Below are 14,178 nucleotides of genomic sequence, written 5' to 3'. Positions count from 1 at the left end.
CGGCGAGCTGCTGATCGTGCCCCAGCTGGGCACCCTGCGCCTGCGCACCGAGCTCGGCGAGCTCGAGGTGGGCGGCGGCGAGATCGCGGTGATTCCGCGCGGCGTCAAGTTCCAGGTGCGCCTGGCCGAGGGCCATGATGCCGCCCGAGGCTATGTCTGCGAGAACTACGGCAGCCCCCTGGAGCTGCCTGGCCTGGGGCCGATCGGCGCCAACGGCCTGGCCAACCCCCGCGATTTCCTGACCCCGGTGGCCGCCTTCGAGGACCGCCAGGGTGATATGGAGCTGGTGGCCAAGTTCTCCGGTCGCTTCTGGAGCACACGGCTCGACCACTCGCCGCTGGACGTGGTGGCCTGGCACGGCAACTACGCGCCCTACAAGTACGACCTGGCACGTTTCAACACCATCAACAGCGTGAGCTTCGATCATCCGGACCCGTCGATCTTCACCGTGCTGACCTCGCCGTCGGACACCGCGGGCACCGCCAACATCGATTTCGTGATCTTCCCGCCGCGCTGGATGGTCGCCGAAGGCACCTTCCGCCCGCCCTACTTCCATCGCAACCTGATGAGCGAGTTCATGGGCCTGATCCACGGCGAGTACGACGCCAAGGCGGAGGGCTTCGTACCCGGCGGCGCCAGCCTGCACAACTGCATGTCGCCCCACGGCCCCGACGCCGACACCTTCGAAAAGGCCAGCCAGGCGGAGCTCGAACCCCAGTATCAAGGCAATACGCTGGCCTTTATGTTCGAGAGCCGCTACGTCTTCCACCCCACCGAGGCCGCGCTGGCCGCCGACTTCCGCCAGCGCGACTACGTGGAGGTCTGGTCGACCCTGCGCGCCCATTTCGATCCGAATCGGCGCTAACCTCTACCGACGAAGATGAGCGCCGGGGACAAGCCGCAGCGAGGGTTTTTGCCATGGATGGCAAAAGTAGCGCCCAAGGATGGGTTTACAGCGCCTCGCGAAGGCTTGTCGACGGAAAAGCTCATCACTGTCCACTCAGAGTGCAAGACGCTCTGGACAACGGACGCCCCGAATCCTCTGACATACCCACAGGAACGCCACCATGAAACTCGCTACCCTGAACAACGGCCGCGACGGCGAACTGGTCGTGGTCTCCCGGGACCTGACCCGTGCCGTGCGCGCCAGCGACATCGCCGCCACCCTGCAGCAGGCCATCGAACGCTGGGACGATCTCGCCCAACGCCTGGAGGAGCGCTACGCGGCGCTCAACGACGGCCGCGCCGAGGGCACCTTCGACCTCGACCACGGCACCCTGCACTCGCCGCTGCCGCGCACCTATCACTGGGCCGACGGCTCCGCCTACCTCAACCACGTCCAGCTGGTCCGCCAGGCCCGGGGCGCCGAGATGCCCGAGACCTTCTGGACCGACCCGCTGATGTATCAGGGCGGCGGCGATGCCTTCCTGGCCCCCTTCGAGGACATCGAGGCGGTCAGCGAGGAGCATGGCATCGACTTCGAGGGCGAGATCGCGGTGATCACCGACGACGTGCCCATGGCGGTGACGCCGGAGCAGGCCGCCGGCCACATCAAGCTGATCATGCTGGTCAACGACGTCAGCCTGCGCGGCCTGATCCCCGGCGAGCTGGCCAAGGGCTTCGGCTTCTTCCAGGCCAAGCCGGCCTCCAGCTTCTCGCCGATCTGCGTGACCCCGGACGAGCTGGGCGACGCTTGGAAGGACGGCCGCGTCCACCTGCCGCTGACCGTGCACCTCAACGGCGACAAGTTCGGCGAGCCGGAGGCCGGCCCCGACATGATCTTCGGCTTCCCCGAGCTGGTGGCCCACGCCGCCCGCACCCGCTACCTGGGCGCCGGCGCGGTGATCGGCTCGGGCACCGTATCCAACCCGGACGCCGACGGCGGCCCCGGCAAGCCGGTGACCGACGGCGGCGTGGGCTACAGCTGCCTGGCCGAGGTGCGCATGGTCGAGAAGATCCTCCACGACGAGGTCAAGACGCCCTTCATGCGCTTCGGCGACCGGGTGCGCATCGAGATGTTCGACCGCGACGGCCGGAGCATCTTCGGCGCCATCGACCAGCGGGTCGTGAAGCACGAGGCCAAGTAAGGAGACCGGCCATGACCACGCTCTACGGCTATTTCCGCTCGTCGGCGGCCTACCGGGTGCGCATCGCGCTGAACCTCAAGGGCCTGGACTACGCCCAGGCCCCGGTCAACCTGGTCAAGGGCGAGCAGCGCAGCGAGGCCCACCTGGCGCGCCAGCCCCAGGGCCTGGTGCCGGTGCTGGAGACCGAGGATGGGCGACGGCTGACCCAGTCGCTGGCGATCTGCGAATACCTCGAGGAGTGCCATCCGGCCCCGGCGCTGCTGCCCGAGCATCCCGCCGACCGCGCCCGGGTGCGCGCCCTGGCCCAGCTGGTGGCCTGCGAGATCCACCCCCTCGATAACCTGAAGGTGCTCAAGTATCTGGTGGGCGAGCTCGGCGTCGACGAGGCGGCCAAGCTGGCCTGGTACCGGCACTGGGTCCACGAGGGCTTCACCGCCCTGGAGGCCCAGCTCAGCCGCGAGGCCGGCAGTGGTGACTTCTGCCATGGCGACGCCCCGACCCTGGCCGATATCTGCCTGGTGCCCCAGGTGTTCAACGCCGAGCGCTTCGAGTGCGACCTCGCGGCCTATCCGCGTATCCGGCGCATCGCCGCCAACGCCCGGGCCCTGGAGGCCTTCCGGCGGGCGGCGCCCGGAGAGCAGCCCGACGCGACCTGAGGTACAATAAGCGGGCTAAGGAAGCACCGGTCGGTGCTTCCCCTCGTCGTTGGTGATCGCCCACTCACCGAGGAGCCGCCGTGCTGAGGCCGACTTCCGCCGCTACCGTCGCCGTGCTCGCCGCCCTGACCGCCCTGGGGCCGCTGGCCACCGACATGTACCTGCCGGCCATGCCGGCCATGGCCGAGGCGCTCGGCGCCAGCCCCGATCAGATCCAGCTGACCCTCAGCGTCTACATGGCCGGCTTCGCCCTGGCCCAGCTGTTCTGCGGCCCGGTCTCCGACCGCTTCGGACGCCGCCCGGTAATGATCGCCGGCTTCGGTCTCTTCCTGGTGGCCAGCCTGCTGTGCGCGCTGGCGCCGAGCACCGAATGGCTGCTGCTGGGCCGCTTCCTGCAGGCGCTGGGCGGTGCCGCCGGGCCGGTATTGGCCCGGGCCGCGGTGCGCGACATCCACGGGCCCGTCGAGGCCGGGCGAGCGCTCTCCTACATGGGCAGCGTCATGGCCCTGGCGCCGGCCCTGGCGCCGGTGATCGGGGCGGGGCTGCTGGCGGTGCTCGGCTGGGCGGCGATCTTCTGGCTGCTGGCGGGCTACGCGGTCGCGATGCTGGCGATCCTCGCCTGGTGGCTGCCCGAGTCGCTCCCCGCGACGCAACGCCAGTCCATCGCCCCCCGCGCCATCCTCGCCAACTACCGCATGCTGCTCGGCCAGCGTGTCTTCGTCGGCTATACGCTGACCAACGCCGCCGCCTTCGCCGGCATGTTCGCCTTCCTGTCCGGCTCCTCCTTCGTGCTGATCGAGTACCTGGGGGTGTCGCCGGGCCTCTACGGCGTGCTGTTCACGCTGATCGTCGGCGGCTTCTTCACCGGCAGCCTGATCAGCGGGCGCTACAGCCGCCGGCTGAGCCGCGACCGCCTGCTGTCGCGCGCCACCCTGCTCTGCGCCCTGGGCGGGGTCAGCATGGCCGCCCTGGCGCTGCTCGGGGTCCACACCCCCTGGGCCATCATCCTGCCCCACGTCGTCTACATGATCGGCTTCGGCATCGTCATGCCCCAGAGCATGGCCGGGGCCCTCGCGCCCAACCCGCAGTGCGCCGGCTCGGCCTCCTCGCTGTTCGGCTTCCTGCAGATGACCATCGCCGCCCTGGGCAGCGCCCTGGTCGGCCAGTTCCACGACGGCACGTCGCTCGCCATGACCCTGGCCATCGGGCTATCCGGCGTGCTGGCCCTGGCGGCCTATGCCCGACTGGTCAGGACAGGACGGGGCAACGCGCCGGTCGCCGAGGGCCAGGGCGCACGCTAGGCGGCCGCGGCCATCACCGCAGCCGCTTGAGCAGCTCACGGATCAGCTCGCGATGCTCGCCGTGCAGGTGGTAGGCGACATAGGCCTTGAGCTCGATCGGCGGGGCGTCCTCGACGACGAACAGCCGCTCGCGGCGGCACCAGGGGGCCACGATGTCTGCCGGCAGGTAGGCCGCGCCGCCGCACTCCAGCAGCAGGTTCAGGGCGATGCGCCCGCTGTTGACGCGGCCCCGGGCCAGCAGGCGCTGCGGGAAGCGGCTCTCGTGGACGCTGGCGAAGGCCGTGCCCCATTCCACGCGGATGTAGCCGTCGCCCACCGCTTGCTCGGCCTCGATGCCTGGCCGGCTCGCGACCATCACCAGCGGGATGCTCGCTACTTCCTCGACCCCCACCCCGCGCAGGCGCGGCGTGTCGTAGAGGAAGCCGACGTCGATCATGTTCTGCTCCAGCTTCTCGACCACCCGCAGCGGCGTGCTCTCCTCGGCACGCAGCCCGAGCGTCGAATGGGCGCGATAGATCTCCGTGAGCCAGTCCTGCAGGAAGATATCCCACAGGCTGGCGACCCCGGCCACCACCAGGCGCCGCTGGTGGCGCTCGCTGAGCGCGGTGTCTTCATAGGCCCGCTCCCAGGCGCCGAGGATGAAACGCGCATGGCGCTCCATGCGCTCTCCGGCGGGGGTCATGTCGATGCGGTGATGGCCGCGGGTAAAGAGCGCAAGCCCCAGGTGCTCCTCCAGCTGGCGGATGCGCGCGCTGACCGTAGAGGGCGATACGCACAGGCTCTCGGCGGCCCTGCCGAAGTTACGCAGTCGGCCGACCTCGAGAAAGGTTTCCAGCAGTTGGGTGTCCATGGGAGCCATCTTCGATTTTTATGTTCATGAAGGCCAGAAAATTTTGTTTTCCAGCATGCCAGCTTTTCCCTAGGCTGGCTCCCCCGTATATCGTTCGAGGTTTCTCCCCATGGCGCCCAGACCCACGCGATTTCTGCCCTTCCTGAGCTGGGGCCGCTCCCTCGACCGTCGTATCCTGGGCGCCGATCTGATGGCCGGGCTCACCGGCGCCATCCTGGTGCTGCCCCAGGGCGTCGCCTACGCCTTCATCGCCGGCCTACCGCCGGAGATCGGCCTCTATTCCGCCATCGTCGCCGCCAGCGTGGCGGCGCTGTTCGGCAGCTCCTGGCACATGATCTCGGGCCCCACCGCCGCGCTCTCCATCGTGCTGGCCAGCGTGGTCGGCAGCCTGGGCGCCTTGACGCCCTCGGAATATCTCGCCGCCGCCCTGACCGTGACCCTGCTGGTCGGCGTGATCCAGCTGGCGATGGGGCTCCTGCGGCTGGGCAGCCTGGTGAGCTTCATCTCCCACACGGTGGTGATCGGCTTCACCACGGGGGCGGCGATCCTGATCGCCACCAGCCAGATGAAGCACCTGCTCGGTGTCGCCGTCGATGGCCAGGGCTTCCTGGCGGAACTGGCGCAGCTGATGCGGGCGCTGCCCGAGACCAACCCCTACGCCCTGGCCATCGGCCTGATCTCGCTGGTCACCTCGCTGGTGGTGCGGCGCCTCCACCGCCGCGCGCCACATTTGCTGCTGGGGCTGGCGGCCGGCAGCCTGGCCTGCTGGCTGCTGGACGGCGAGGCCCACGGGGTCGCCCTGGTCGGCGCCCTGCCCGGCACCCTGCCGCCGCTGTCGCTGCCCGAGCTGTCGCCGGACAGCCTGCGCACCCTGACCTCCGGCGCCTTCGCCATCGCCCTGCTGGGACTGATCGAGGCCGTCTCGATCGCTCGCGCCATCGCCCTGCGCTCGGGGCAGGTGATCGACGGCAACCAGGAATTCATCGGCCAGGGGCTGTCCAACATCATCGGCGGCTTCTTCTCCTGCTACGCCAGCTCCGGGTCTTTCACCCGTTCCGGCGCCAACTATGATGCCGGCGCCCGCACCCCGCTGGCGTCGGTGTTCGGCGCCGCCCTGCTGGGGCTGATCCTGGTGCTGGCCCCGGACATCACCGCCTACCTGCCGCTGCCCGCCATGGCCGGCGGCATCCTGCTGATCGCCTGGAACCTGATCGACGGCCACCACATCGCCCACCTGGTGCGCGCCAGCCGCCACGAGGCGATGATCCTGGCGGCGACCGTCGCCGCCACCCTGCTGGTGGCGCTGGAATTCGCCATCTACGTCGGGGTGCTGCTGTCGCTGGTGCTCTACCTCAAGCGCACCTCGCGCCCCACCGTCATGGAGGTGGCACCGCGCCAGGACCATCCGCGCCGCCACATCCGCAACGTCGAGCGCTACGCCCTCGCCCAGTGCCCGCAGCTGAAGATCCTGCGCATCGACGGCTCGCTGTTCTTCGGCGCCACCGACCACGTGCAGCGCCGGCTGCGGGCACTCGGCGCCGCGCCGGGCACGCGAATGCTGATCATCGGCAAGGGCATCAACTTCATCGACACCGCCGGCACCGAGATGCTGCTCCAGGAGGCCCGGCGACTGCGCGACCAGGGCGGCGAGCTGATGATCAGCTCGCTCAAGGGCACGGTGCTGGACGAGCTCGGCCGCCGCGGCGACCTGGCCCGGCTCGGCGAGCAGCGCTTCTTCGAGACGCCCGAGGCGGCGATCGCCGCCATCGCCCCGGCGCTGGATCCGGGGACCTGCGAGAGCTGCCACAAGCGGATCTTCACCGAGTGCGGCCCGACGCCGGACGCCGGGGAGATACTGGCGCGAGAAGGCTGAAGCCAGGCACGACGGAGAGTAAACTAGCGCCCGACCCCCACCGCCAGCCGAGGCCCGCAAATGAGTTCTCACCTGCTCTCCGTCGATTCCCTGTCCCGAGACGATGTCGATCACCTGATGCGCGTGGCGGCGCGCATGGAGCCGATCGCCCAACGCCGCAAGGTCACCCGGGTGCTGGAGGGCGCGGTGCTCGGCAACCTGTTCTTCGAGGCCAGCACGCGCACCCGGGTCAGCTTCCACGCGGCCTTCTGCCGACTGGGCGGCAGCGTCTGCGACACCACCGGCTTCACCTTCTCCTCCATGGCCAAGGGCGAGTCGCTCTACGACACCAGCCGGGTGATGAGCGGCTACTGCGATGCCATCGTGATGCGCCACCCGGAGCAAGGCTCGGTGGCCGAGTTCGCCCGCGCCACCAACGTGCCGGTGATCAACGGCGGCGACGGCCCCGGCGAGCACCCCAGCCAGGCGCTGCTCGACATCTACACCATCGACAAGGAGTTCGCCCGACGCGGCAAGCGCCTGGCCGGTGCCCATGTCCTGCTCACCGGCGACCTGAAGTTCGGCCGCACCGTGCACTCGCTGATCAAGCTGCTGTCGCTCTACGAGCCGATGCGTATCACCCTGGTCTCGCCGCCGGGCCTGGAGATGCCACAGCATTTGATCGAGCTGGTCGCCTCCCGCGGCCATCGGGTCGAGACCCGCGAGAGCCTGGCCAGCGACTTCTCCGACGTCGACGTGGTCTACACCACCCGCATCCAGAAGGAGCGTTTCACCGCCGAGATGAGCGAGGGCTTCAGCCTGTCGCGGGACTACACCGTGGACAAGGCCTTCATGGACCAGCGCGTCAACGACCACGCCATCGTCATGCACCCGCTGCCCCGCGACAGCCGTCCCGACGCCAACGACCTGGACGTGGACCTCAACGGCGATCCGCGCCTGGCGATCTTCCGCCAGACCGACAACGGCATCCCGATGCGCATGGCGATCTTCGCCACCCTGCTCCAGGTCGAGGACCGGATCGAGAAGGACCTGCGCGACGTGCCCTGGTTCGTGCCCGGCACCGTGGGCGTGGACGACGTGCCACGCTGAACTGCGTTGGCCGCCCCACCGGGTCCGATCGGCGAGTTTCGCCTAAGCTGGCAGGCAGACGGCCACAGCGGCCGGACCACCAGGCGACAGGGAGGGGCGAGCCGATGAACCTGCAACGTGCCTATGCACTGCTGGCAATCTTCTATACCGCACTGCTGGCGGTAGGCGTCCTCGCCGTGGCGATGGGCGGCGGCACGCCGCTCTCGCTGCTGCAACTGGCCATCGGCGCGGTGACCGTCATCGGCCTGTGGGGCTATCTGCTGGGTCGCCAGGCCATGAGCTGGCGGACCTGGCGGCCGTTCGCCGGACTGCTCGTCGTCGGCATCGCCGCCAATATCTGGCTGCTGTTCACGACCTCGCCCTCCGGCACCGAGCTCACCTGGCTGCTGGCCAACATCATCTTCACCTCGCTGCCGGCCGTGCTGCTGTTTCGCTACGGCGACCGCGACCAGGACCTCTGGGCCTCCCCGGCCGCGCTCGAGGGCGGCCGGGCGCTGGGCGAACTGCTCGCGCGGGAACGCGAACTGACGGTGGAGAAGCACGATGACCCGCGCCACGCCACCGTCAACGTCAGCCGCGAGGGCGAGCTCTACCGGGCACGGGTGGTCCGGGGCCAGGGCGACGCGGAGGAACGCTTCGAGGAGCGCTTCCGACGCCCCGCGACCCTGGCCGCGTTCATCGAGACGTTTACCTGCGTCGAAGTGCAGGATTTCATCGCCAAGTACCGCAACGGGCCGGATGCGACCCAGTAGGCCGCGTCGGAAATACCTTGGAGAGAGGGCGAAGAGCCTAGCGCGGCAGCCCTTCGCGGTCGGCCAGCCAGCCTTCGAGGATCAGCACCGCGGCCAGGCCGTCGACGCTATCGTCCCGGTAGTTGCCGCGGTGCCCCGCTTCCCGGGCGATATGCTTGGCCTCGCGGGTGGAACCGCGCTCGTCGGCCATCTCGCAGGGAATGCCGTAGCGCCCGTAAAGCCGCTTGCCGAACTTGCGGGCGCGGGTGCTCATCACGCTCTCGCTGCCGTCCATGTTGAGCGGCAGGCCGACCACGAACAGGTCCGGCCGCCACTCATCCACCAGCCGCGCCACCCGGTCCCAGTCGGGGATGCCGTCGCGGGCCGGCAACGGCTCCAGGGCCCGGGCGCTGGCGGTCAGCTCGTTGCCCACCGCCACGCCGATGCGCCGGGTGCCGAAGTCGAAGCCCAGGATCAGGCGCTGGCCGCTGCCACTCATCGGCACCGCTCCCCGAGGGGGCACCGGGCCGGCGAACGCCACGAGCGAGCGCAGTGCGTTCCCGTCATCAGGAGTGCCCCGCCTCGCGGGTCATCAGGTTGAGATCGATCCCCAGCAGGTTGGCGCTGGCCCCCAGGCGCTGTTCCGGCGGCACCTCGAAGAGGATGTCGGCGCGCCCTTCCACGGTCAGCCAGGCGTTGTCCTTGAGCTCCTCCTCGAGCTGGCCGGACTCCCAGCCGGCACAACCCAGGCAGACCAGGAACTTCTCCGGGCCGCGGCCCTCGGCCAGGGCCTGGAGGACGTCCATGGAGGTGGTCAGGGCGATGTCCTCGGCCACCTGCAGGCTCGAGTCCCACTCCTGGCTGTCGCCCTGGTGCAGGATGAAGCCGCGGTCCTTGTGCACCGGGCCGCCATAGTAGACGGGCGCATTGAGGTGCGGGCTGCCGGTGCACTCCAGCTCGAGCTGCTCGAACAGGGCATCGAGGGTCAGTTCCAGGGGCCGGTTGACGATCACCCCCATGGTGCCCTTGTCGTCGTAGTCGCAGAGGTAGCTGAGGGTGCCGGCGAAATTGGGATCTTCCAGGTGCGGCATCGCCATCAGGAAGTGATTTTTCAAGCTTTGCATGGAGCTCCCCAGCGGAATGCGGCACGCTCCCGTCGCGGGCCGCCAAATGTCTGCGCGCGCCTTGCGGTGGCTAGCGCACGCCGTAGTGATTTCCGTCGCCGAACCGCCAGATCCGGGTGATGGACAGGCTGTCCAGGTCGCCCATGCCCGCGTCGAAGGGACGATAGGGCGCGGCGCCGTGGACGGTGTCCAGGGCCGCCTGGTCCAGTTCGGGATGTCCCGAGGATTGTATCACTTCCGCCCGGCGAACCTGACCGTCGCGGCCGATCACGACTCGGATCCTGAGCTGGCCCGCCAGGTCCGGCGGCGCCGGGTGGACCCGGTTGCCGTAGTCCTCGACCCGGCGCGTCCAGTCGTCGATGTAGCGGGCCTCGGCGGCCCGCTGTGCCGCCGGCCGCGCCGCCCCCGAGGCGTCGCCGGCATAGTCGGCGGACAGTCCCTGTTCGCGAATGCTGGTGGTGGCCTGGGCCAGCAGGTCGCGCCCCGATACGGGGGTGCCGGTCGCCGCAGGAGCTGCGTCCGTCACCGGTTGGGCCGTACTGGGACGGGGTTCAGGGGCCTCCGCGGCCTCTTGTTCCGGCGAGGGCTCCGGGTCGACGGCGGGCGGAGCGCTCGGCTCGGGCTGCACCTCCGGTTCGGGTCGAGCGGCCACCTCGGGCTCGGTCGGGGTGGCCGGCGCTCCGGCCGGGACCGTCGCCGTGGGGGAAGCAGGCCGTCGGTCAGGCCCGGCGCGAGACTCGGCGGCCTCCCCGGCGGCACGCTGGGCGGCCTCGGCCAGCGCCTCGGCGGCCACCGGGGACTCGGCGGGCCGGGTCGCCAGCACCACGTCGAGGCCGGTGCGTTCCGGCGGGGCCGGGACGAACGGCCGGCTCGCCACCGCGCCGATGACCGCCAGATGCAGCAGCAGCGACGCCGCCCAGGCCAGCCAGTAGCGGTAGGGCCGAGTCACCGGCGCGTAGCGGACCGGATCGTTGACGGGGGCGGCCACGGCGGCGTCTTCCGGCTCAGCCCCGACGCTCGGCGAGACGACGCTCGACGGCGTCCATCAGCGCCCCGGCGATGTCGGTGCCGCGCTGGTCGTCGATCTCGCGCACGCAGGTCGGGCTGGTGACGTTGATCTCGGTGATGTAGTCGCCGATCACGTCGAGGCCGACGAACATCAGGCCCTTCTCGCGGATCATCGGCTGCACCTGGCCGATCAGCCAGCGATCGCGGTCGGTGAGCTCGCGGCTGACGCCACGGCCGCCGGCGGCCAGGTTGCCACGGGTCTCGCCGGCGCTGGGAATGCGCGCCAGGCCGTAGGGGACTGGCTCGCCGTCGACCAGCAGGATGCGGGTGTCGCCGTCCTTGATCTCCGGCAGGTAGCGCTGGGCCATGATCTGGCGGCGGCCGCGCTCGGTGAGGGTCTCGATGATCGCCCCCAGGTTGCGGCCGTCCGGCTGAACATGAAAGATGCCGCTGCCGCCCATGCCGTCCAGCGGCTTGAGGATGACGTCGCCGTGCTCGGCATGGAAGGCACGCAGCTCCGACTCCCGGCAGGACACCAGGGTCGGCGCGCAGCACTCGGGGAACTGCTGGGCGAACAGCTTCTCGTTGCACTCCAGCAGCGCCCGGGTGGGATTGACCACCAGCACGCCCTCGCGCTCGGCGAAGCCCAGCAGGTGCACGGCGTTGAGGAAGTGGCCGTCCACCGGCGGATCCTTGCGCATCAGGATCACGTCGAGCTCGGCCAGCGGGCGCGACGCGACCTCGCCCAGAGCAAACCAGCGCTCGGGGTCGCGGAACACCTCGAGCTCGCGCAGCTGGGCGTGGGCCCGGCCATCGCGCAGGAACAGGTCCTCCTGCTCCATGTAGTACAGCGCGGCGCCGCGGTCCTGGGCGGACCACAGCATGGCCAGGCTGGTGTCCTTCTTGTAGCTGAGGTCGGCGATGGGATCCATCACCACGCCGACCTTGAGGGGGCGTTGGCTCATCGGTCTACTCGTCTGCGCCGGAGCGATCCGGCGGGGAATGATGGCTGGCAGTATGCCGCAGGGCCGCGAAGGACTCCAAGGCGCTCACTCCTGGCCGCCGCCGGGCGCGAAGCGGATGCCGCCGGCCTCGATGACGATACGGCGCTGCTTGTAGAGCCGGCCGATGGCCTGCTTGAAGGCGTTCTTGCTGACCCCGAGCCGGGACTTGATCTCGGGTGCCGGGCTGGCGTCGGAGAGCGGCAGGTAGCCACCACTCTCGCGCAGTGCCTTGAGCACCGCCTCGCCGACCACGTCGAGCCGTGCCGGGCCCGGCGGCAGCAGCGACAGGTCCAGGCGGCCGTCGTCGCGGACCCGCTTCACATGACCCTCCAGGCGCTGGCCGCGGCGCAGCGGCCGGGTCACATCGTCATGATAGAGCAGCCCCCAGAAACGACCGTCGACCACCGCCTTGTAGCCCAGATCGGTCTGGTCGGCGATCACCAGCGCCACGGCGCTGCCGGCGGACAGGCCCTCGGCATGGTCGGAAAGATAGCGATCGAGGCGCTGGCTGGCGAAGGGGCGGCCGCGGTCGTCCTCCTGAATCATCACCAGCACCCGGCGACCCACGGTGGGGCGAAAGCGCTGCTCGCCGAAGGGCAGCAGCAGGTCCCGGGAGTGGCCCCAGTCGAGAAAGGCGCCGGTCTCGTTGACCGTCACCACCGGCAGGTAGACGACCTCGCCGACGTTCGCCCGAGGCTCGCGGGCACGGCGCATCGGCTCGCGGCGGGTGTGGGCCGCCCGGGGGGCGCGGCGGCGGTCGGCATCGGACATGGCGGGCGTACCGGTCGAGAGTGGAGCCGCCATTATCCCCGATGGGCGCCGGCAGACAAAACTCACCGGCCAGACCCTGGGCCATGCGATGACGGACCTCAGGCCTCGCGCTGGCCGTCGACCAGGCGGCGAACGCCGGCCGGGTTGCCGTCCCGAAGCGCCGAGGGCAACAGGCCCTGGGGCAGATTCTGGTAGCACACCGGACGCAGGAAGCGATGGATCGCCGCGCTGCCTACCGAGGTGGTGCGCGCGTCCGAGGTGGCCGGATACGGGCCGCCGTGGACCATGGCGTGGCACACCTCGACGCCGGTGGGCCAGCCGTTGGCCATCACCCGGCCGGCGCGGCGCTCCAGCGTCGGCAGCAGCTTGCGTGCCGCGTCCAGGTCGCCGTCGTCCATCTGCAGGGTGGCGGTGAGCTGGCCTTCCAGGGACTCGGCCACGCGCTTGACCTCGTCGAGGTCGGCGCACTCGACCACCAGCGAGGTAGCGCCGAAGACTTCGGCCTGCAGCGCCTCGTCGGCGAGGAAGTCGGCGGCCGAGGCCACGAACAGCCCGGTCTGGCAGGCGTTGGGGCCCTCGCCGGCGTCGCCGCGGGCGACCTCGCGGGCCTTGCTGCTTTGCATGAGGCCGTCGACGCCCTGCACGTAGGCGTCATGAATGCCCGGGGTCAGCATGGTCTGGGCCGTGGAGCCCTTCACCGCCTCGCCGGCGGACGCCACGAAGGCATCGAGCGCCTCGCCCTTGACGGCGATCACCAGGCCGGGGTTGGTGCAGAACTGGCCGGCGCCCATGTTCAGCGAGCCGATAAAGGCTTCTCCAAGCTCCTTACCGCGGTTGTTCAGCGCTTCCGGCAGCAGAAATACCGGATTGATCGAGCTCATCTCGGCGTAGACCGGGATCGGCTCGGGGCGCGACTGGGCGGCCTGCATCAGCGCGGTGCCGCCGCTGCGCGAGCCGGTGAAGCCCACCGCCTTGATGCGCGGGTCGCGGACCAGCGCCTGGCCGAGCTCGCGGCCGGAGCCGTAGAGCAGCGAGAACACGCCCTCGGGCAGCTCGCACCTGGCCAAGGCGCGCTGCACGGCGCGGCCGACCAGCTCGGAGGTGCCGGGGTGGGCGGCGTGGGCCTTGACCACCACCGGGCAGCCGGCAGCGAGTGCCGAGGCGGTGTCGCCGCCGGCCACGGAGAAGGCCAGCGGGAAGTTGGAGGCGCCGAACACGGCCACCGGGCCCAGGGCGATGTGGCGCTGGCGCAGGTCGACCCGCGGCATCGGCTGACGCTCCGGCAGGGCCGGATCGAGGCGCACGTCGAGCCACTCGCCGGCGCGCACCACGGAGGCGAACAGGCGCAGCTGGCCGCAGGTGCGGCCGCGCTCGCCCTCGAGGCGTGCACGCGGCAGGCCGGACTCGGCCATGGCACGGGTGATCAGCTCATCGCCGATACCCTCGATCTCCTCGGCCACGGCCTCGAGGAAGGCGGCGCGGGCCTCGAGGCCGGTCTCGCGATAGCGATCGAAGGCGGCCCAGGCCAGTTCGCAGGCCTGCTCGACCTCGGCCTGGCCGCCGGCGGGATAGGCCGGGGACAGGGTCTCGCCGGTGGCGGGGTCGACGGCGTGGATCGGCTTGCCGTTGCTGGTCACGGCCTGCTGGCCGATGAGTTGCTTGCCTTCCAGGGTCATGTTGCCTC

Annotated in this window: 14 protein-coding genes; 7 read left to right on the top strand and 7 right to left on the bottom strand. The window is 70.3% G+C overall.

Annotation, left to right across the window (positions count from 1 at the left end):
- From ACXAFN_RS12330 to ACXAFN_RS12315, 4 genes are all read left to right on the top strand, one after another.
- On the top strand, positions 1–865 hold an 865-nt coding region (locus tag ACXAFN_RS12330; protein WP_474989080.1), incomplete at its 5' end, for a homogentisate 1,2-dioxygenase domain-containing protein.
- A gap of 202 nt (positions 866–1,067) precedes the next feature.
- The gene (locus ACXAFN_RS12325) at positions 1,068–2,087 is read left to right on the top strand and encodes a fumarylacetoacetate hydrolase family protein (protein ID WP_474989078.1); all 1,020 of its coding nucleotides are present in this window, start codon (positions 1,068–1,070) and stop codon (positions 2,085–2,087) included.
- Positions 2,088–2,098: 11 nt separating this feature from the next.
- A complete protein-coding gene (gene maiA / locus ACXAFN_RS12320) occupies positions 2,099–2,743 on the top strand; it encodes a maleylacetoacetate isomerase (protein ID WP_474989076.1) in 645 nt (214 codons plus the stop codon).
- Positions 2,744–2,823: 80 nt separating this feature from the next.
- The gene (locus tag ACXAFN_RS12315; RefSeq protein ID WP_474989074.1) at positions 2,824–4,044 is read left to right on the top strand and encodes a multidrug effflux MFS transporter; all 1,221 of its coding nucleotides are present in this window, start codon (positions 2,824–2,826) and stop codon (positions 4,042–4,044) included.
- Positions 4,045–4,057: 13 nt separating this feature from the next.
- Here ACXAFN_RS12315 and ACXAFN_RS12310 read toward each other — a convergent pair whose 3' ends face one another.
- Positions 4,058–4,894: a LysR family transcriptional regulator gene (locus tag ACXAFN_RS12310; RefSeq protein WP_474989073.1), complete on the bottom strand. Its 837-nt coding sequence runs from the start codon at positions 4,892–4,894 to the stop codon at positions 4,058–4,060.
- 109 nt (positions 4,895–5,003) lie between these two features.
- Between ACXAFN_RS12310 and ACXAFN_RS12305 the strand changes: the two genes are divergently transcribed.
- The 3 genes from ACXAFN_RS12305 to ACXAFN_RS12295 all read left to right on the top strand — a co-directional run bounded on the left by ACXAFN_RS12305 (position 5,004) and on the right by ACXAFN_RS12295 (position 8,608).
- On the top strand, positions 5,004–6,767 hold the full coding sequence (locus tag ACXAFN_RS12305; RefSeq protein WP_474989071.1) for a SulP family inorganic anion transporter: 1,764 nt from the start codon (positions 5,004–5,006) through the stop codon (positions 6,765–6,767).
- A 60-nt stretch (positions 6,768–6,827) separates the two neighbouring features.
- Positions 6,828–7,856 carry an aspartate carbamoyltransferase gene (gene pyrB / locus ACXAFN_RS12300; RefSeq protein WP_474989069.1) on the top strand — a complete coding sequence of 343 codons (1,029 nt, stop codon included), beginning with the start codon at positions 6,828–6,830 and terminating at the stop codon, positions 7,854–7,856.
- Between the two features lie 104 nt (positions 7,857–7,960).
- Entirely contained in the window at positions 7,961–8,608 is a 648-nt protein-coding gene (locus ACXAFN_RS12295) for a hypothetical protein (RefSeq protein ID WP_474989067.1), read from the top strand.
- Between the two features lie 37 nt (positions 8,609–8,645).
- Here ACXAFN_RS12295 and ruvX read toward each other — a convergent pair whose 3' ends face one another.
- The 6 genes from ruvX to ACXAFN_RS12265 form a co-directional block, all read right to left on the bottom strand.
- Complete coding sequence (gene ruvX, locus ACXAFN_RS12290; protein ID WP_474989065.1) at positions 8,646–9,086, bottom strand: Holliday junction resolvase RuvX; 441 nt, start codon at positions 9,084–9,086, stop codon at positions 8,646–8,648.
- A 67-nt stretch (positions 9,087–9,153) separates the two neighbouring features.
- Positions 9,154–9,711: a YqgE/AlgH family protein gene (locus tag ACXAFN_RS12285; RefSeq protein WP_474989064.1), complete on the bottom strand. Its 558-nt coding sequence runs from the start codon at positions 9,709–9,711 to the stop codon at positions 9,154–9,156.
- A 70-nt stretch (positions 9,712–9,781) separates the two neighbouring features.
- On the bottom strand, positions 9,782–10,699 hold the full coding sequence (locus ACXAFN_RS12280; RefSeq protein ID WP_474989062.1) for an energy transducer TonB: 918 nt from the start codon (positions 10,697–10,699) through the stop codon (positions 9,782–9,784).
- A gap of 16 nt (positions 10,700–10,715) precedes the next feature.
- Positions 10,716–11,684: a glutathione synthase gene (gene gshB / locus ACXAFN_RS12275; RefSeq protein ID WP_474989060.1), complete on the bottom strand. Its 969-nt coding sequence runs from the start codon at positions 11,682–11,684 to the stop codon at positions 10,716–10,718.
- An 84-nt stretch (positions 11,685–11,768) separates the two neighbouring features.
- Complete coding sequence (locus ACXAFN_RS12270; RefSeq protein ID WP_474989058.1) at positions 11,769–12,494, bottom strand: CvfB family protein; 726 nt, start codon at positions 12,492–12,494, stop codon at positions 11,769–11,771.
- A 98-nt stretch (positions 12,495–12,592) separates the two neighbouring features.
- A complete protein-coding gene (locus ACXAFN_RS12265; protein WP_474989056.1) occupies positions 12,593–14,170 on the bottom strand; it encodes an aldehyde dehydrogenase (NADP(+)) in 1,578 nt (525 codons plus the stop codon).
- Positions 14,171–14,178: the final 8 nt, after the last annotated feature.

It is taken from the genome of Halomonas sp. ABH4_019 (assembly GCF_056159885.1).
The sequence above is the reverse complement of the archived record's forward strand: the minus strand, read 5'-3'. Positions and strand labels throughout refer to the sequence as shown.